Consider the following 18,470-nt stretch of genomic DNA (forward strand, 5'->3'; position numbering starts at 1 on the left):
GCCGTCATCAGATGCAGGCCGGATTCACCGCGGTGAACACGAGCGGTCCGATCCAGATGTTCTGGGGCGGCCTTTCTCCTATGGCACGGCCGGAGTTGTTGGCGATGAAGGTGAGATCGAAAGCGCTGATCGCGGTGGCGGTGACGCTGACATTTCCATCGGAGCTGCCGTTCGCGACCTCGACGGTCGGCACGCTGGTGTTCAGCCTCCACGGGTCGACTCCGGTTCCCGCACCCTGAATCCACGCGGAATTGTAGGCGCCAGTGCCGCTGGAGACCGAGACGCGCTCCGCGCCTCCACGACCATCCTGGGCGAGCATGCCGTCCACGTCTTTGATCTTGTAGGTCAGGTCATTGACCGTCACCGGTGCGCCATCGAGTGCGAAACTGAACGTCACCCGTTCACCTCCGCCGATATTGCGAAGATCGGCCGTGTCGAGCGCCAACCACACGCTGGGCTCTGTCTCTCCTCCGCGCAGGGAACTATCCAGGGTGAGGTTGTTCGTCGAATTGATCGTCATGTTCGACACGCCGTTATGGACAGCGGCAAGCGTGAGTGTCAGATCCTTGCCGTCCCCGAAGACGTCGGTCCAGGTGAACACGGAGGCAGTCGTACTGAGGCGCGCGTAGGTGGCCGTGCTCGTGGTGAGGCTGGCGGAGCAGGCTGCCGTGGAGGCTGCGGCCAGCGGCGTCGAGATCGCGGCAGCGATGACAGGAAGCGACCAGGCGGCTCCCTTCACCACCGTCCGCCTTGGTATTCCGCGCTTCTCCGGCGTTCCGACGTCGCTGGCGGACGCGAGGTGTCCCGGCCCGGAAGCCGATTGAGTGTCCTGCATAGTTCTCTCCCATTTGATAGATGAAATACAACCAACACTCGTAAGGAGTCGGGAGCTCATAGGAGGTGACGCCATTGCGCACATTCCGCGCAAGATTTTTTCTGAGGTTTCCCGTCACCACTGATTCAGGGCAGACTTCTTTCTAGAGTCAACGTTTGCTGCTCGCGGCGAGCTGACGGGGTGTTGCGATCGCCCGTCCTCGATGGGCGCAGACACGTTTCTGGGGGAGATTCGTGGATGATGTTCGTAGTGATGCCGAGCTGCTCAGCGCGTTGCGGGGCGGTGAGCGCGACGCGTATGTGGCGTTGTGGACCCGGCATGTGAACGCAGCGCTCCGATATGCGGGGCGGCTGTCCCCTTCGCGCGCCGAGGACCTCGTGTCGGAGTCGTTCCTGGCGATCTATCAGCAGGTGACGACGACTCCCAAGGGGCCGCAGTTCGCGTTCCGCTCCTATCTGAAAGCTGTGATGCGGAACACGGCGATCCGCTGGTCGAAGGATGCGAGCCAGGTCGTGGACGCGGTCGATGTCGAGCAGATCGATCATCGTGACGCGCTCAGTGTCGTCGAGACGGCATCCGCTGCGTCAGAGTTGCTTTCGGCTTTTCAAGAACTGCCCGAACGGTGGCAGCGCGTACTGTGGCTCGCCGAGGTCGCGGAGGTCGGCCGGCCGCAGATCGCTGAGGAGCTGGGGATCAAACCGAACGCGGTATCCGCGCTCCAGCGACGTGCCAGAGCCGGGCTGAAGACGAACTGGCTCACACGACAGATACCTCTTGCACTGCGCGAGGATGAGAGCCATGTCGCGCGGCTGCTCCCCGCGCATCTCTCGAACCCTGCCGATGAAGTCGTGAGTGCCGAGGTTCTTGCCCATGTTGCGTCGTGCGATGTGTGCAGCGATCTGCTTCATGGAATGCGCGGTGCGGCCGTGCGCCTGGAGAACACCACCTTGGCGGCGGCCGGGTTCGGTGCGTTGGGGACGGCTCTGCCGGCGGCTGCGGCGTTGGTGCCAACGAGTTCTGCGGTGGCGACTTTCGCATTCCTGGGCGGGTCCACGGCGGCGATCGGCGCCGGCGTCATAGTGACGGGTCTCAGCGCGCTGACGATCAGTGGGGTCATCTTCAGCACATGGCTCACGGGGCCACCGGCCGAGGTCGTTGCCGCCCCGGCATCCTCGAGTTCGGTCAGTAGCGACCCTTCTCCGGAGAACATCCTCGAACTGCTTCGCGAAAGTGCATTGGTACTCGATGATCCGACGAGGGTGCCCGAAGATCCGACGATCATCCCTGCTCCGCCCGTGCTGGGGCGGTGGAACACGGATCCGACGATCGAGTCGATCGACTTGACTTCCGACCCGACGTTCGAGTTCCCGGTGCAGCCGGCGACGCCGAAGCCGTCGGAGGTTCCTCCGCCGGGCCCCGATGATCCAGCGAACTCACTGACCCCCGAGATCGCCACGCCTCGGCAGTACACCGGGTACTACGCCCCGGTGATCACGGGCACGGCGAAACCAGGATCGACAGTCGCCGTCGAGTACGGCGGCCGTCAGTACACCGCTGCTTCGACCGAGGACGGGTCGTGGAGTTTCGATCCTCGCGACCTGGTGTCTGGCACGGGACCGCACGAGTACAGAGTCTGGGCGTTCGATGAGACCTCGCAGTCGCCCGCGGTGACAGGCACCTTCACTATCCTGCCCATCGTGGTCGAGGGGCTCGAGAACACCACTGGCGAAGAAGACATGCATGTGGACGAAGCATCGACCACAGGGATCGTGATCGCCATCACCGGACCGCCGAACGGTGTCGTCCAGGTCTCCTCGATGACCGGTGACTTCGCGATGGTCGAGCTCGACGCGACCGGCTACACCGTGAAGCGCCTGCGGATGCACGCACCGGGCTGGTACTACTTCTCGTTCAGCGCGTACGATGCCGACGGCTTCTGGGGTCCGGCATTCGAAGACGTCGTTGACGTGTATGACCCGGACGTCATCTGGGGTCCGTGGGGTCCCGACCCCGAAGATATGAGTTTTGACCTCACCGACCCGTAGCAGAGACGTCACCTCTCGCGTCTTTCGTTCTCCTTCTAGATGGGTATGTCGCTAAGTCGTTCTCCCCGGCTGGCGCACCCATCGGTGCAACTCTCTACGCCATCGTCGAAGCGGCCGCTCCGCTTCGACGATGAAGCCGGGGGGCGAGTAGGGAGTTGCACCGAACAACAGCAGACCAGGTCGCGCCTTCGGCATAATGGCGAGCATGCATCTTGAGACCCGCGACGCCCCACTCCGCTCACGCGTCAAGCGGCTCGTCGTCCCCGATGTTCTTCGCGGAGTGGCTATTGTCGCGATGCTGATCGCGCACGCGGTGCCGATGATCCCGGATGTGCCGCGCGCGCTGGCGTTCGTGATGGGCAACATCAACGCTCTCGCCTCGCCGCTGTTCGCGCTGGTGATGGGCATGGCCGCGCAGATCGTGTGGAACCGCAAGGGCGGTGTCGGGCGCACCATCTTGCAGCAGTCGCTGCGCGGTGTCGCACTGATCGCGCTCGGCGTGTGGATGATGACGTGGGGAAGCTGGGTCGCGGTCGTTCTCCAGTACCTCGGTCTGCTCCTGCTCGTCGGTGCGCCGCTGCTGCTTCTCGGCACCCGCGCGCTGATCATCGTCACCGCTGTGATCGCTGTCGCCAGTCAGCCGGTCCTCGAGTGGGCGCGGGGCGCGGCGTGGATCTACTCGCAGCCGACACCGGTGATCGAAGTGGCGAACTGGGTGGCGCTCGGTCCGTCGTATCGGCTCGTCAACCTGCTGCCGTTCTTCCTGCTGGGCGCGATCCTGCTGCGCCACGGCATCCGTTGTGATCGAGTGCTCTGGACCATGGCGATCGTCGCGCCGATCGCCTACCTGGCCAGCATGGTCGGCGGACGATTTCTCGTGGCGGATGTGAAGTCGGGGGACTACCTCGACACGCTGCGCGACGTCGGGCTCGTCTTCGCGACGTATGTCGTGGTCGTCCTCATCGCCGAGATGCGCCTCAAAGGCGCGGCCCGAATCAGAGATGCCGTGTTCGCACCGCTGAGCGCGTGGGGCCAGGTGGCACTGAGCCTGTACCTGCTGCACGTCGGAATCATCGCCTGGTGGGCGCACGCTCTCAACGGGCGACCCGAGCAGAACTCACCGCTCGGCTGGCTCAGCGTCGTCGTGCTGCCGTTGATCGTCGGCTGGCTGTGGTGGCGGTTCGTCGGCCCAGGCCCCGTGGAATGGGTACTGGGATGGGTGACCGGCCGCCCCAAACGTCGCCGGTCGCGCTGAGCAGCGCCGTCAGAGAGTTCGAAAGGCTGACCTCAGGCCTTGACCCGAGCGCGTCTCTTCGGCTTCGCTTCCGCCTGCGTCAGCTGGATGGGATCCTGACCGTGATCGGTCTTCGCACCGTACGTGTATGAGCCGTAGCCATAGCTGTCCGGGCCCTTGGTCGGCAGCATGGTCACGACGACTCCGAGCAGGTTCACGCCGGCGGTCTCGAGCGTGCGGATCGCTCCGGAGAGCTCGGGCTTCTTGGTCTTGCCCGATGCCGCCGTGAGGATGACGCCACGTGTCTTCTTGCCGATGACCGCCGCGTCGGTGACGAGCAGCAGCGGGGGAGCGTCGATGAGGATGTAGTCGAAGTACTCTTCCAACGGCCCCAGCAGGCGGTCCATGGCCGTCGACCCGAGCATCTCGCTCGGGTTGGGCGGCACTGGACCGCTGGCGAGCACGTAGAGCTCGTTCGTTCCCCACTTCTGAAGTGCGTCTGAGATCTCGACCTGGCCGATGAGCACGTTGGTGAGGCCCACGCCGCCTTCGACGCCCATGTAGTCGGCGACACGGGGGAGCCTGAGGTCACCGTCGATCAAGGCCACGCGCGCACCCGTCTCGGCGAGAGCGATCGCGAGGTTCGCGGTCGTGGTCGACTTTCCCTCGCCAGGGCCGGCGCTCGAGATGACGAACGTGCGCGAGGCGTTGTCGATGTCGAGGAACTGCAGATTCGTGCGCAGCGAGCGGAACGATTCGGCCCGTGGGCTGCGAGGATCGACGTGCACGATAAGCGGGCGCTTCTGCGCGTCGGGGTCGTAGGCGATCCCGCCGAGCATGGGTTTGTCGGTGATGAGCTCGAGATCGTGCAGCGTATGGATGCGTGTGTCTAGCACAGTGCGCAGTACCGCGAATGAGATACCTGCGGCGAGGCCTAGCAGCCCACCCAGCACGATGAACAGGGGAATGTTCGGGCTGGACGGATTGGTGGGCACAGCAGCGGGGTCGGTGATGGTGATCTGCACGGGGCTGGCGCCGCCCTCGGCATCCGGGCGTTCCAGGTCGGTCTGCACCACGTCGGCGAAGCTCGCCGCCGTCTGATCGGCGATCTTCGCGGCGAGTTCAGGATCCGTGTCGGTGACGGTGATGTCGATCAGCACTGTGTTGAGCGCAGTGGTCGCCGTGATGCGCGATGCGAGCGCGGACGCCGAGGTGTCGAGCCCGAGTTCGTCGATGACTGGGTCGAGCACGATCGCCGTGCCGATGACATCGACGTAGCTGGTGACCATCTGACGCGCGAAGGTCGTTCCCTGCACGAGGTCGCCGGTCGCGGCGCCCTCGGTGCGCACGGACACATAGAGCTGTGTCGACGCCACGTACTTCGGCGCCTGGGTGAAGGCGTACGCGGCACCACCGGCGAGGCCGACGAGCAGCAGCACGAGAATGATGATCCAGTTCTTGTGCAGGATGCGTACGTAATCGCGAAGTTCCACGCGGTCTGGTTCCCTTGCGTTGATTGTCAGGTTCTTACGAAAGCTTCAGTCATTGTTCCACAGGCCTCTGCGGCGTCACGGCTCCACGACGTGGGTGTTGCTCCCCGCACCGGCGCGCTACGCGCCGTACACTCCATACGCCGTGCGGTCCGCACCCTTGGTGGGCAGCATCGTCGCCACGGTACCGACGACCTGCGCCCCGACCTTCTCGATGGTGGCCTCCGCCTCGCTGAGGCGGTTGCTGCGCGTCTTTCCGGATGCTGCGACGAGGATGGCTCCTTGCGTCAACCGGGCCAGCACCGCAGCATCCGTGACGAGTCCCACCGGCGGCGCGTCGAGGATGATGACGTCGAAGGCGGCCTTCAGATCATTGAGCAGCGAGGTCATTGCCGACGACCCGAGAAGTTCTGCCGGGTTCGGCGGGATGGTGCCGGCAGGCAGCACGAACAGCGCGCCGCGACCCCAGTGCTGAAGCGCATCACTGGCGGTGAGCCGTCCGATGAGCACCTCGGTCAGCCCGACACCGCCCTCGATCGCGAAGTAGTCGGCGATGCGCGGCAGTCGCAGGTCGGCGTCGATGAGTGCGACCCGTGAACCGGACTCGGCGAATGCGATCGCCAGGTTGGCTGCGGTGGTCGACTTTCCCTCGCCGGGGCCGGCGCTCGTGATCACCAGTGCCATCGGGTCGCCGTCGAGGGCGAGGAATTTGACGTTCGTGCGCAGCGACCGGAATGCCTCGGCGCGAGGGTCGCGCCCCGCGGCGGCGACCAATAGGGGGCGGCTCTTCGCCAACGGGTCGAGTGCGATGCCGCCCAGTATCGGAGCTGACACGGCACGTTCGACGTCGTCGATCGTGCGCACGCGGGTGTCGAGCACCGAGCGCAGCACAGCGGCGCCAACACCGACAGCGAGCCCGAGCAGCGCACCGAGGGTCACCGTGAGCGGAATATTCGGCGCAGAGGGCGACACCGGCACGGATGCTGCTTCGAGCGTGTCGATGCGGACGATGCTGGGCCTAGTGTCGACGGGGCGTTCCAGATCCTCGGCGACGACGGTGGCGAAGCTCTCGCCGATCGCGTTGGCGAGGCGCGCGGCCTGACCGGGGTTCGGATGCGTGACAGTGAGAGTGATCGCCGTGCTGGCCGTGGCCGCCGAGACGCTCACGCGCGACGACAGCTGCGCGACGGTGGTATCGAGCCCGAGGTCATCGATCACCGGCTGCAGCACGAGCGAGCTCGGGATGATGTCGATGTAGCTCGTGACCGCCTGCTGCGCGTAGCCGCGTGCGAGATTCAGGTCGGCCGGGGTCGCGCCGTCGGCGGTCTGGGCCGAGACGAGCAGCTGCGCCGACGTGCTGTATCTGGTCGGCGTCGTGAGCGCGACGAGCACTCCGATGCAGAGACCAATGAGGGTCAGCGAGATGATGAGGACGAGATTGCGCCGCAGAAGGCGCACATAGTCCTGCACGGTCATCGCGCTCCACTCTCCATACGTTGTCGGCGGCCGCCGGGTATCCTTTCAGAGGTTAGTCCACGTCGCCGCCGCCACCGGCGCGCACACGCATTCCAGAACGGTGAGTCCATGTCTCCGAGCAACGAGATCCCCGATCTCGATCTGCCCGCCCGCGCGGCGGATGATTCGGCACGTGCTGACCCCCTGCTGGAGGCGCTGGTCGGTCGCCCTCGTGAAGAGACGCGAACCCGCAGCGCCGGCGCGGATGCCGTGAAGCTTGTGAATCTGGTCGACTCGGCGGTGGTGAACAGCTCTCCGACCGCCATGTACGTCGATGCCCCGAAGAGCGCGAAGCTCAAGAAGCCGCGCCGGCATCGTCGCATCGACTGGGTCAACACGGTCGCGGCGAGTGCCGCTGTCGTGGTGGTCGCCGCGACCGCTGTGTTCACGGGCGTGCAGATGGCGAGTGCCGACCCGTCAGCTGATGCGGTTGAGGTGCTCGCGGCAGATGAAGAGGTACTTGCCGCGGCGGAGAACTCGGTCGCGACGTCGGCGACGCGCCTCGAAGAGAGCATCGTGACGGGGCTCTCGGACTCTGCCCTGATCCGCACCGCACTGACAGAGCTGGCAGCGAGCGACGAGCGTAGGGAGACTGCCGACCCGGCGGCTCTTGCGACCGCAGTTCAGGCGGTCGACGGCTATCGTGCAGCGCTTGAGCAGGCCGTGGTTCCGCCTGCGCCGGCGCCGTATGAACGTGGCAATGTCGATGAGAAGTCGCTCGCGAGCGTTGCCGATGCGATCAATGAGGTGCAGGGGGCCTCGACCGCGGTGGACGAAGTGTCCGACGCAATTCGCACCGCCCGGACTGCAGTGGACAATCTGAACACTACCTACGCCAATCAGCTCACGACATTCGCGACGAGCCTCACCGCGTATGCCGCGGCCGAGAACGAAGCGCATCCGGTAGCTGGCCAGGAACTGCGGGATGCCGTCACCGCGGCGGCGGCGACCGCGAACGCGACTCCGCTGAGCGGAGCCTCCGGCGCTGCGGCCCTGACAGCCTTCCGTGACGCGGTGGTCGCTTTGCGTGAAGACGACCTGCGTGTGCGTGAGCTCGAGCAACGAGAACGCGAACGCTCGCAGAACAATCAGCGACCGGTGACACCGGCACCTGTGCCGGATCCCGTGGAGCCAGAACCGGAACCGGAGCCGGCACCGACCGATCCCGCGACGGAGCCTGGCACAGATCCGCTTGGAGGAGGCGGGCTGGTCGACGGTTGATCGGCGCGTACAAAGATGGCGCGTGTAATGCAGGGAAGCGTGCAACGACGGGGCCGGGTTCTGTGCCACGATGGAATCGAATTAGCAATCAGCTGAACGTACCCGGGGGACTAGCTGTTTGCGCCGCAGTGACTGCTGCATTCGTCGGAGGGCAATAAAGAGTGAAGTCAGCAGAGAACAGCATCGTGCACACGGACACCGGATCGATCACGATCGTGTCTGTCGCGCAGCGTCGGCGGCGCATGGCCGCGGCCATTGTTGACAGTCTGGCCTGGGTCGTCGGCATCCTGGCCGCAGTCGTGTTGCGTTTCGAATTCGAGCCGTCAGCTACTGGCTGGATCGCGACGCTCGTGCTGGCGGTCATCGCCGCCGGACTGCAGGTCGGCGTGGGCTACTTCCTCGCCTTCTACCGTGGCCGCTTCACGTACGGGTCTTTCGAAGAGGTGCGCACTCTCGGGTTGGCCGTTACGGCGCAGGCGTTCGTCTTGGCCGTGATCGTCATGACAATCGGCCCTCTGGTCAACGTCCCCCGCGGTACGGTCATCCTCGCGTTCCCCTTCGTGCTGCTGATGATGTTCGGCGTGCGCTACCTGGCCCGGCTAATGCTCGAACGCAACCGCAAGCCAGGTGACGCTGCCGCGCCGGCTCTGATCATCGGCGCCGGTTATCTGGGCGACACCCTTCTCCACAACATCACGACCGATCCCACCTCTCCTATCCGCGCTGTCGGCATCCTCGATGACGACCCGGCGAAGAAGAACCTGCGGCTGCGCGGCGTGCCCGTGATCGGTCGCACGAGCCAGATCGCCGAAGCAGCCGAGCGCACGGGCGCAAAAGCGGCCGTCATCGCGATCGGCCGTGCCGACAGTGCGCTTCTTCGGCGCCTCACTGATGCCGCAGCGTCAGCGGGACTGACCGTCTCGGTGACCCCCACACTTTCGAATCTGGTGAGCGGGGAAGAGTCGGCCGCCGACGTGCGCGACATCAGCATCGAAGACCTCATCGGCCGTCACCCCGTCGACACCAACGTGGAGCTCATCGCGGGGTACGTCACCGGTCGACGTGTGCTCATCACCGGCGCCGGGGGTTCAATCGGCTCTGAACTGTGCCGGCAGTTGGCGAAGTACGGCCCGAGCGAACTCATCATGCTCGATCGCGACGAGACCGGTCTGCAGCTGGCGCAGTTGGGCACGTCCGGCCATGGGCTTCTCGATACCAAGGATGTCGTACTTGCAGATATTCGGGAGAGCGAGACTCTCAACGAGATCTTCGCTGCCCGTCGCCCCGAGGTCGTGTTCCACGCCGCGGCGCTGAAGCATCTGCCGATGCTCGAGCAGTATCCGGATGAGGCCTGGAAGACCAATGTGCTCGGCACGCTCAACGTGCTTCAGGCCGCTCAGGCAGTCGGCGTTGACACATTCGTCAACATCTCGACCGATAAGGCGGCGAACCCGACCAGCGTGCTGGGGCATTCCAAGCGCGTCGCGGAGAAGCTCACGGCCTGGGCGGGGGAGCAGACCGGAATGCGTTACCTGTCGGTGCGCTTCGGCAACGTGATCGGCAGCCGCGGATCCATGCTTCCGACGTTCAAGGCGTTGATCGAGGCCGGGGGGCCGTTGACAGTCACGCACCCGGATGTGACGCGGTACTTCATGACGATCCCTGAAGCCTGCCAGCTCGTGATCCAGGCCGGCGGCATCGGGCGCACGGGAGAGGTTCTCATCCTCGACATGGGCGAGCCGGTATCGATCCTCGAAGTCGCCAAGCGCATGATCGCGATGTCGGGCAAGAGCATCGAGATCGTGTTCACCGGCCTTCGTCACGGTGAGAAACTGCATGAGGTACTGGTGGGTACCCGCGAAGATCTCGAGAGGCCGTTCCATCCCAAGGTCTCGCATACGACGGCTGACCCGATCTCGCCCGAGCGGCTGGACAAGGCGGGCTGGGAAGCACGCATGGTCTCGGAGCCACGAAACAACGACACCGCCATCATCGAGCCAGTGCGCTTGACCAACACGGAGAACCCGAAGTGAGCGAACGAATCTACATGTCTTCCCCCGACGTCGGGCAGCTCGAGGAAGACGCGGTCCTCGCCGCCATGCGCTCCGGGTGGATCGCTCCGCTCGGCCCCGACGTCGACGCGTTCGAACGCGAACTCGCCGCGCGAGTCGGGGTAGCGCACGGTGTCGCACTCAGCTCCGGTACTGCTGCTCTGCACCTCGGGCTATTGACGTTGGGCGTCAAGCCCGGCGACGTCGTGGTGACATCGACCATGACGTTCGCGGCCACGACCAATGCCATCGTCTACACGGGCGCTGAACCTTATTTCATCGACGCCGATCCGTCGACCGGAAACATGGATCCCGCGCTGCTGCGCGAAGCGCTCGTCTCGCTGCGAGCGGCGAACGAGACCGTTGCCGCGATCGTTCCCGTAGACCTGCTGGGCAAAGCCGTCGACTACACATCGATTCTTGCGATTGCTGACGAGTTCGATGTACCGGTGCTCTCGGATGCTGCCGAGTCGCTCGGGGCTACGCACGCCAGCAAGGCTGCGGGCAGCTTCGGTCGCGCATCGATCGTCTCGTTCAACGGCAACAAGATCATGACCACGTCGGGCGGAGGGATGCTGCTCACCGACGACGAATCGTTCGCGAAGCATGTGCGTTACCTGGCGACTCAGGCTCGGCAACCTGTCGTTCACTATGAGCACACGGACATCGGGTACAACTACCGCATGAGCAATCTGCTGGCGGCGCTCGGACGCGCACAGCTGTCTCGTCTCGACGAGATGATCGCGAAGCGTCGTGAGATGCGCGAGCTCTACAAGCAACTGTTTGCCAACGTCGACGGGGTCGAGGTCTTTGGAGCCGCGGGCGACGAAGACGACAATGTCTGGCTGACGTCGATCGTCGTCGATGAGTCGACCACGGGCTGGACACCGCACGACCTGACCGAGGTTCTCTCTGCGTCGAACATCGAGAGCCGCCCCCTGTGGAAGCCGATGCACAAACAGCCTGTGTTCGAATCATCCCGCGGGGAGATAGATGGCACGTCGGAGTCGCTTTTCGAGCGGGGCCTGACGCTGCCCAGCGGCTCGGCGCTCAGCGGTGAACAACGTGAGCGTGTGCTCACGACGATCCGCGGCTTCCTGTCGGGCCGGTGACGAGAGTGGACAACGATAAGTCAGCCTGGCTGCTGTCGAGTGCTGGGCGCCGAGGATCGTTGGTGACGCTCCTGCAGCAGCAGCCCTTGCATGTTGAGCGGTCTCGAGTGGTCGCGACCGACGTGTCGCTGCTTTCCGCAGCAGGACGCTTGGCTGATGAGTTCGAGCAGGTTCCGCCCGTCAGAGATCCTGAGTTCATATCGCGGACTTTGGCGATCGCCGTGGAACACAACGTCGGCGTGATCATTCCGACGATCGATCCCGAGATCGAGGTTTACGCGAACCATCGCGACGTGTTTTCGCAGCAGGGCATCGACATCTGGGTGTCGTCTCCTGAGGTGACTCGCCTGGGCTGGGACAAATGGTCCTTGTACAGGTGGCTGAGGGAACGCGGCCTTCCCACGGTCGACACCTTCGAGGTGACCGATCTGCCAGAGGGATCGCTTACAGGCCCCGTGGTCGCGAAGCCGCGCTCGGGCTCCTCCGGTATCGGCGTCGTGATCGCGGACTCGATCGAGTTGCTGGACCTAGAGGGCCTCGATGAGAGCTACATCGTGCAGTCGAAGGCCCCCGGGTTCGAGGTGACCGTCGACTTCGCGGTCGGACTGAGTGGGCGTGTGCTCGCCATCGTTCCGCGTCGACGCATTGAGGTACGCGGCGGCGAGGTCTCGAAGGGAGTCACCGTCGACTATCCGGCGGTGATCGACGTGGCACGCAAGGTCGCAAACCAGCTACCGGGCGCATATGGTGCGCTCAACGTGCAGGTGTTCTACGACCCAGCGGGTGGTGAAATCAACATCATCGAGATAAACCCGCGATTCGGTGGCGGTTACCCGCTCGCCCACCTTGCGGGTGCGAACTTCTTCGATGCTCTCCTCCGAGACGGACGAGGCGAGCACGTCGAGGAGCTGAAATGGGAAGCGGGCACGCTGCTTCTGCGCTACGACACCGAGGTGATCGTGTCGGGATTCGATGTGCGGAGCATCGATGGGTGATCGGGTCTATGTTTTCGATCTCGATGACACGCTTTACCTCGAGCGGGACTATGTTCGCAGCGGGTTCATGCACATCGGCGATGTTTCTCGAGACCGCTACGGGATTGACGGTATCGGCGAGCATGCCTGGTCGCTGTTCGAGCGGGGTACGCGCGGAAACACCTTCGACCTAGTGGCCGCGCACTTCGCGCTGCCCACCGACGCGACTCGAGTCTTCATCGAGGAGTACCGCAACCATGATCCTGCGATCGAACTCCAGCCCGATGCGCTGTCCTATCTGCAGAATCTTCCCGACGACGCAGTCGGAACCGGTGTGATCACGGACGGGCATGCCGAGGGGCAGTGGCGAAAACTCCACGCTCTGGGAATCGACGACGTTCTCGACAACATCGTTGTGACCGGCGAGCACGGCCAGGGGTGGACGAAACCCAGTGAGAACGCGTTCCGTCTCATCGAATCCAGGTTCCCTGGTCCGGGTATCGAGTTCGTTTATTTCGGCGACAATCCGATGAAGGACTTCAACGCGCCTCATCAGCTGGGTTGGCGAACTGTCCGCGTTCGCAGGCCGCTCGGTCTGCACTACGTCGTCGATGACGCGGTCGTCGTAGACGAGACGATTTCGGCCTTCCCCACGACCGGTGCGACAGCACGACATGCGGCGGGCAATCAGCCCCGTCGAGAGAAAGGAACACTGCCGCAGTGATCGGATTCACAGGCCCGTACTCGGACGTCAACTTCGGCGACTACGCGATGCTCGTCAACAATGTGTACGCGCTCGATGCGCAGGACACCACGATCTTCGTATATGACAGGCCGTTCGTCGAGAAGATTCGTGACGACTACTTCGAGGACCGCCAGGTCCGGCTCGTTGAGGTCAAATTGCGTCGAGGTGCATTCTCCAGCGGACGAGATACTCGCTTTCTGACCCCGATGGAGATCCTGCGCGAGATCGAGAACATCGATGAAGTCACTGCCGCAGTCGCAGGCATGGACACGTTGTACGTCAACGGCGGTGGCTACTTCAATTCGCTATGGACGCAGCCACATCGTATTGAGCGGTTGGTCCAGATCATCGCGCCAGCACTCGTTGCGGCAACGATGAACGTTCCGGTCGTATTCACTGCAAACGGTTATGGGCCCTTCCGCGGCGACACGGAGTTCTTTGCGAGCTTCTTCGGATCGTTGCCGAATGCCCGATTCGGCGCACGGGACACGATTCTCTCACCGCATTGGTTGAACCAGGCTGGCGTTCACCCCGAACAGATCCATACGCTGCCTGATGATCTGCTCTTCATCGACGAAAGACTCGCGCCGACGCGGGAACCGCAGACCGACAGATACGTCGTGATTGAGACCTATCTTCCGACTGATTTCATCGCAGACAACCTCGCCCATTTTGAGCGGTTCGTGCAGCGGATGGCGAATGACCATGAGCTTCGGGTCGTTTTCGTCCCGTTCAACGTGGGCCACGGCGGGGTCGACCAGGGACGACTCCTTGCGGAGCGCCTCGACGGCGTCGAAATGTTCGACATCACTGAACGCGGCTATCTGCCGATCGAAGACGCCGTCGCGCTCGTACGCGACGCGGAGCTGGTCATTTCCAGCAGATACCACGCGGTGATACTCGCGCTCTCCGTGGGGACGCCGTTCGTCAGCGTGCTCAAGGACGTGCTTGGGGACAAGCAGTATTACTACGGCAAGAACGTGGGCGCGCTCGAGGGCGTCCTGGAGGGACAGCCTCACGATCTACGAGATTACTTCTTCATGGATTATGTCGAGGGACTGAACGCCGTCGTCGACGACTTCGAAGGGATCACACGACGCCAGCGCGAAAATCATTCCGCTGCCTTCCCTCGTACAGGTACGAAGTTGCGCGCGGCACGTGAGACATACCTCAAGGGAGCCAACTGACATGAGTACTTCTTCGACGCGGACGGCCGAGACGGGTTTCTACGCTCGTTTCGGTAAGCGGCTTCTCGATCTTTTCGGGAGCGCAATCGCCATCATCCTGTTGTCGCCCGTCATTCTTGTCAGCGCGGTTCTGGTGAAGACGACGTCGCGGGGGCCTGCTTTCTTCTTTCAAGACCGTCCGGGCCTCCACGGACGAACTTTCCGCATCATCAAGTTCCGCAGCATGCTGACCTTCGAGGACAGCTACGACGCGGAGGGAAACGAGCTCACCAACGACGAGCGCGTGACACGCGTAGGCGCGATTCTGAGGCGCACGAGCATCGACGAGTTGCCGCAACTGTTCAATGTCTTCTTCGGACACATGTCGCTCGTCGGGCCCAGACCGGCATTGCAATATCAGGTTGAGCGTTACGACGCGGATCAGCGCAAACGGATGGACGTCCGACCGGGTATGACCGGGCTTGCGCAGGTGAAGGGTCGTAATTCGCTGACTTGGGATCAGAAGATCGCGATGGACCTGGCGTATGTTCGAAACGTGAGCCTCGGTCTCGACGTGAAGATCATGGCTAAGACTCTCAACGTCGTCGTATCCGGGGCGGGTATTCGATTCGAGAAGCACGACGAGTTGAGCGCCCACAATGGCGACCTTCGGCGGCACATCGGCGAGAAGAAGGACGACGCATGAAGATCGCCATCGTCTCGCAGTACTTTCCACCGGACAAGCCAGGGCGAATCGCAGATGAGCTTTCGCAAGAACTCGCACGACGGGGGCACTCCGTTCGAGTCCTGACGGCGTTTCCGCACTACGACACCGGCAAAGTCCCTCGCGAGTACCGTCAGCAGTTGAGACACGTCGAGTCACGAGGTCCGGTGCGAGTCCGGCGAGTGCCGATCTTCGCGAGTCACTCCCGGAACGCCATCGGCAGGATCGCGAACTATCTGAGCTTCCCGTTGTCCGCGCGGTTCGCATCGTCGTTCGTGAAAGATGCCGACGTCATCTATGTCCATGGCACTCCGGCGACGGCCGCACATGTCGCCTATCTCTGGTCGAAGAAGTTCGGCATTCCGTACCTTTACCACGTACAGGACATCTGGCCGGAGTCGGTTACCGGGTCGGGTTTCCTTCCGGGGCCCGTCGGCAATTTCGCGGACCGTGCCATCAGCCGATGGCTGCGTACGGTCTATGCGTCTGCGGCGGCCGTGGTCGCTATCGCCCCAAGCGCACAGAAGCTCTTCGTGGAACGGGGCGCATCCGCCGATCGCGTCCACCTGGTCTACAACTGGGCGCGGGACTCGAAGCGCACCGCTTCGGCGCCGCACAAGACCCGGTCGGGGCTCGTTCTGCTGTACGCAGGCAACCTCGGTGCCCTGCAGGACTTGGAGACGGTGCTGAAGGCAACGGCACGTCTGAAGGATCTCGAGGACGTCCGGCTTCTCGTCGCGGGGGCCGGCGTTCTGGATACTCGCCTGAAGGAACTCGCCAATGAGCTGGGCTTGCAGGACAGGGTCGAGTTCCTGGGGAAAGTACCTCCAGATGACATCGTCGATATCTACGAGCAGGCCGATTTTCAGGTAGTTCCGCTCAAGAATCTGGACATCTTCGCAGGCACGATCCCATCGAAGTTCCAGGCCGGACTCGCTCATCAGGTTCCGGTCATCACCACCGTACCGGGGGATGTGTCGCGCCTGGTCGTCGAGAACCGACTCGGGATGGCTGCTGAGCCGGAGAACGTCGAATCGCTCGCGGACGCATTCCGCCTGGCCTACGCGACGACATCTGAAGAGAGACAAGCATTCCGAGAACGCGCTCGGGAATTCTACGACGCGTACTTGACCAAGGAACGCGCGGTGACCTCGATCGAAACCATCCTGGCCGCGATCGCCAAGCGCGACGCCCCAGAAGACCACGGGAGAATAGAAGAATGACGACGTACGCTGGCACGAAAATACTCGTCACTGGTGGAACCGGTTCATTCGGGCACACAGTGGCGCGAAAGCTCCTCGATCGAGACGTGGCAGAGATCCGAGTCTTCAGCCGTGATGAAGCCAAGCAAGATCTCATGCGCCACGAGATCAAAGACAGTCGCCTGCGGTTCTACGTGGGTGACATCCGCGACTATGACAGCGTCGAGCGTGCCAGCCGCGATGTGGACTTCGTCTTCCATGCGGCTGCCCTGAAACAGGTGCCCTCTTGCGAGTTCTTCCCGATGGAGGCAGTTCGAACGAACGTGACGGGAAGTGAGAACGTGGTCCGTGCAGCGGACCGGAGCGGTGTCAAGTCGCTCGTGTGCCTCAGCACTGACAAGGCCGTCTATCCGGTGAACGCCATGGGAATGTCCAAGGCCCTCATGGAGAAGGTCGCTCAGTCGCACGGGCTGAACAACCCGAACGCGGTGACGACAGTCTCCTGCGTGCGCTACGGGAATGTTATGTATTCGCGTGGTTCTGTAATCCCGCTGTTCATCCGGCAGCTCAAGTCCGGCAAGAACATCACAGTCACCAACCCCGACATGACGCGCTTCATGATGTCGCTCGCGCACTCGGTCGATCTCGTCGAGTTCGCGTTCCAGAACGCTCAGCAGGGCGACCTGTTCGTTCGCAAGGCGAAAGCATGCTCGATCGGCACGCTCGCTCAAGCAGTTCTCAATCTGTTCCAGTCGAACGCGAAGCTCGAGGTGATCGGCACTCGGCACGCGGAGAAACTCTCGGAAGCGCTGGCCACGCGCGAAGAGCTCGCGCGTGCGCGAGACATGGGCGACTACTTCCGCGTCGAGGCGGACAAGCGTGATCTCAACTACAGTGCCTACTTCGAAGAAGGCGACACAACGCAGGCCAAGTTCGAGGATTACGATTCTCACACTGTGGCGCAGATGTCCGTCGAAGAGGTGGAGCAACTTCTGCTCACCCTGCCCGAGGTGCGCCAGGAGCTGCGTCTTGCCGGCATCGCGGTGGAAGAGACCAGCGGATGACTCATTTCGCCGTTTCCGGGTCTGGTGGTTTTCTCGGTTGGCACACCAAGGCGGCGCTTCATGAGACGGGCGTGACCGTAGATGCTGTTTCTCTCGGCGACGAGTTCGACGCTCAGAGAGCTGTAGCCGCAGTCGACGGCAGTGCGCGTGCCATCCATATCGCCGGCGTGAATCGCGCGAACGACGATGAGGTACTTGCAGGAAACGTCGCGTTCGCAGAGCAGTTCGCCGCCGCTCTTCGCGCTGCGGACAACCCACCACCTGTGGTGGCGTACGCGAATTCGACGCAGGTCGGCAACGGATCCGTCTACGGCGAGGCGAAGGCGCGTGCCGCGGAGACGCTCGCCGCGGCTGCTTCGGACATCGGAGCAGAGTTCGTGAATGTGTCACTCCCGAACCTGTTCGGGGAGCACGGTCGCCCGTTTTATAACGCGGTGACCGCAACGTTCTGCCACCTGATCGCGAACGGCGAGAATCCGACGGTCGAGAACGACAAGGAACTGACCCTTCTGCACGCACAGAACGCCGCGGATCTGCTGACCGGCGCCGCTCGACCCGAGGCTCAGTCTGATCTCGAGGAAACAGAGACGGTGACCGGACTGCTCGGACGGTTGCAGCGCTACGCAGCGTTGTACAACGACGGTGAGATTCCCGACGTCGACAGCGACTTCGACCGGGATCTCTTCAACACCTATCGTTCGTTCACATTCCCCGCGCAGGCTCCGATCTCACTGACCCGGCATGCTGACGCGCGTGGATCGTTCTTTGAGATCATCCGCTCGCACGGTGGCCCTGGTCAGTCTTCATTCTCGACGACCGTGCCGGGAGTGACCCGAGGCGACCATTTCCATCGGCGCAAGATCGAGCGATTCACCGTGTTGCAGGGGAGGGCACGAATTTCGCTGCGACGTCTTTTCTCCGACGATGTCGTGTCGTTCGAAGTCTCTGGAGATGCTCCGGGTGCGGTCGACATGCCGACGATGTGGGCTCACAACATCACGAACGTGGGGAACGACACCCTGTACACGTCGTTCTGGACGAACGACATCTTCGACCCCCAGAACCCTGACACGATTCCCGAGGTAGTGTGAC

General features: G+C 63.2%; 15 protein-coding genes. 12 read left to right on the plus strand and 3 right to left on the minus strand.

All coding sequences use genetic code 11. The features are described 5' to 3' along the window. Positions 1–7 precede the first annotated feature (7 nt). Positions 8–742: a hypothetical protein gene (locus tag QFZ46_RS13710; RefSeq protein ID WP_307362413.1), complete on the minus strand. Its 735-nt coding sequence runs from the start codon at positions 740–742 to the stop codon at positions 8–10. Between the two features lie 326 nt (positions 743–1,068). On the opposite strand from QFZ46_RS13710, the gene QFZ46_RS13715 reads away from it, so the two are divergent. Continuing rightward, on the plus strand, positions 1,069–2,880 hold the full coding sequence (locus tag QFZ46_RS13715; RefSeq protein WP_307362415.1) for a sigma-70 family RNA polymerase sigma factor: 1,812 nt from the start codon (positions 1,069–1,071) through the stop codon (positions 2,878–2,880). A gap of 205 nt (positions 2,881–3,085) precedes the next feature. After that, positions 3,086–4,135: an acyltransferase family protein gene (locus QFZ46_RS13720; RefSeq protein ID WP_307362417.1), complete on the plus strand. Its 1,050-nt coding sequence runs from the start codon at positions 3,086–3,088 to the stop codon at positions 4,133–4,135. Positions 4,136–4,167: 32 nt separating this feature from the next. On the opposite strand, the gene QFZ46_RS13725 is transcribed toward QFZ46_RS13720, so the two are convergent. Continuing rightward, complete coding sequence (locus QFZ46_RS13725; RefSeq protein WP_307362419.1) at positions 4,168–5,607, minus strand: polysaccharide biosynthesis tyrosine autokinase; 1,440 nt, start codon at positions 5,605–5,607, stop codon at positions 4,168–4,170. Between the two features lie 117 nt (positions 5,608–5,724). Then, entirely contained in the window at positions 5,725–7,080 is a 1,356-nt protein-coding gene (locus QFZ46_RS13730) for a polysaccharide biosynthesis tyrosine autokinase (protein WP_307362421.1), read from the minus strand. 108 nt (positions 7,081–7,188) lie between these two features. Here QFZ46_RS13730 and QFZ46_RS13735 point away from each other — a divergent pair, with 108 nt between their 5' ends. From QFZ46_RS13735 to QFZ46_RS13780, 10 genes are all read left to right on the plus strand, one after another. Continuing rightward, positions 7,189–8,340, plus strand: coding sequence for a hypothetical protein (locus QFZ46_RS13735; RefSeq protein WP_307362423.1), 1,152 nt, complete (start codon positions 7,189–7,191; stop codon positions 8,338–8,340). Positions 8,341–8,501: 161 nt separating this feature from the next. Continuing rightward, on the plus strand, positions 8,502–10,373 hold the full coding sequence (locus QFZ46_RS13740; protein WP_307362426.1) for a polysaccharide biosynthesis protein: 1,872 nt from the start codon (positions 8,502–8,504) through the stop codon (positions 10,371–10,373). A gap of 14 nt (positions 10,374–10,387) precedes the next feature. Continuing rightward, positions 10,388–11,503, plus strand: a complete 1,116-nt coding sequence (locus tag QFZ46_RS13745) for a DegT/DnrJ/EryC1/StrS family aminotransferase (RefSeq protein ID WP_307362428.1) — start codon at positions 10,388–10,390, stop codon at positions 11,501–11,503. A gap of 5 nt (positions 11,504–11,508) precedes the next feature. Beyond that, entirely contained in the window at positions 11,509–12,498 is a 990-nt protein-coding gene (locus tag QFZ46_RS13750; protein ID WP_373457650.1) for an ATP-grasp domain-containing protein, read from the plus strand. Further along, on the plus strand, positions 12,491–13,201 hold the full coding sequence (locus tag QFZ46_RS13755) for an HAD family hydrolase (protein ID WP_307362432.1): 711 nt from the start codon (positions 12,491–12,493) through the stop codon (positions 13,199–13,201). The genes QFZ46_RS13750 and QFZ46_RS13755 overlap by 8 nt, the downstream gene beginning before the upstream one ends. Then, complete coding sequence (locus QFZ46_RS13760; protein WP_307362435.1) at positions 13,198–14,409, plus strand: polysaccharide pyruvyl transferase family protein; 1,212 nt, start codon at positions 13,198–13,200, stop codon at positions 14,407–14,409. The genes QFZ46_RS13755 and QFZ46_RS13760 overlap by 4 nt, the downstream gene beginning before the upstream one ends. Before the next feature lies 1 nt (position 14,410). Continuing rightward, on the plus strand, positions 14,411–15,094 hold the full coding sequence (locus QFZ46_RS13765) for a sugar transferase (protein WP_307362438.1): 684 nt from the start codon (positions 14,411–14,413) through the stop codon (positions 15,092–15,094). Further along, complete coding sequence (locus tag QFZ46_RS13770; RefSeq protein ID WP_307362440.1) at positions 15,091–16,335, plus strand: glycosyltransferase family 4 protein; 1,245 nt, start codon at positions 15,091–15,093, stop codon at positions 16,333–16,335. The genes QFZ46_RS13765 and QFZ46_RS13770 overlap by 4 nt, the downstream gene beginning before the upstream one ends. Then, complete coding sequence (locus QFZ46_RS13775) at positions 16,332–17,378, plus strand: polysaccharide biosynthesis protein (protein ID WP_307362442.1); 1,047 nt, start codon at positions 16,332–16,334, stop codon at positions 17,376–17,378. Before QFZ46_RS13770 ends, QFZ46_RS13775 begins: the two co-directional genes overlap by 4 nt. After that, positions 17,375–18,469, plus strand: coding sequence for a polysaccharide biosynthesis C-terminal domain-containing protein (locus QFZ46_RS13780; protein ID WP_307362445.1), 1,095 nt, complete (start codon positions 17,375–17,377; stop codon positions 18,467–18,469). The genes QFZ46_RS13775 and QFZ46_RS13780 overlap by 4 nt, the downstream gene beginning before the upstream one ends. Position 18,470 lies beyond the last annotated feature (1 nt).

Source organism: Microbacterium murale (assembly GCF_030815955.1).
In the GTDB taxonomy this organism is placed as follows: domain Bacteria; phylum Actinomycetota; class Actinomycetes; order Actinomycetales; family Microbacteriaceae; genus Microbacterium; species Microbacterium murale_A.

Coding starts and splice junctions, on each gene's coding strand:
- QFZ46_RS13720 (WP_307362417.1), top strand. CDS start 3,086: ATGCATCTTGAGACCCGCGACGCCCCACTCCGCTCACGCGTCAAGCGG.
- QFZ46_RS13730 (WP_307362421.1), bottom strand. CDS start 7,080: ATGACCGTGCAGGACTATGTGCGCCTTCTGCGGCGCAATCTCGTCCTC.
- QFZ46_RS13735 (WP_307362423.1), top strand. CDS start 7,189: ATGTCTCCGAGCAACGAGATCCCCGATCTCGATCTGCCCGCCCGCGCG.
- QFZ46_RS13745 (WP_307362428.1), top strand. CDS start 10,388: ATGTCTTCCCCCGACGTCGGGCAGCTCGAGGAAGACGCGGTCCTCGCC.
- QFZ46_RS13755 (WP_307362432.1), top strand. CDS start 12,491: ATGGGTGATCGGGTCTATGTTTTCGATCTCGATGACACGCTTTACCTC.
- QFZ46_RS13765 (WP_307362438.1), top strand. CDS start 14,411: ATGAGTACTTCTTCGACGCGGACGGCCGAGACGGGTTTCTACGCTCGT.
- QFZ46_RS13770 (WP_307362440.1), top strand. CDS start 15,091: ATGAAGATCGCCATCGTCTCGCAGTACTTTCCACCGGACAAGCCAGGG.
- QFZ46_RS13775 (WP_307362442.1), top strand. CDS start 16,332: ATGACGACGTACGCTGGCACGAAAATACTCGTCACTGGTGGAACCGGT.
- QFZ46_RS13780 (WP_307362445.1), top strand. CDS start 17,375: ATGACTCATTTCGCCGTTTCCGGGTCTGGTGGTTTTCTCGGTTGGCAC.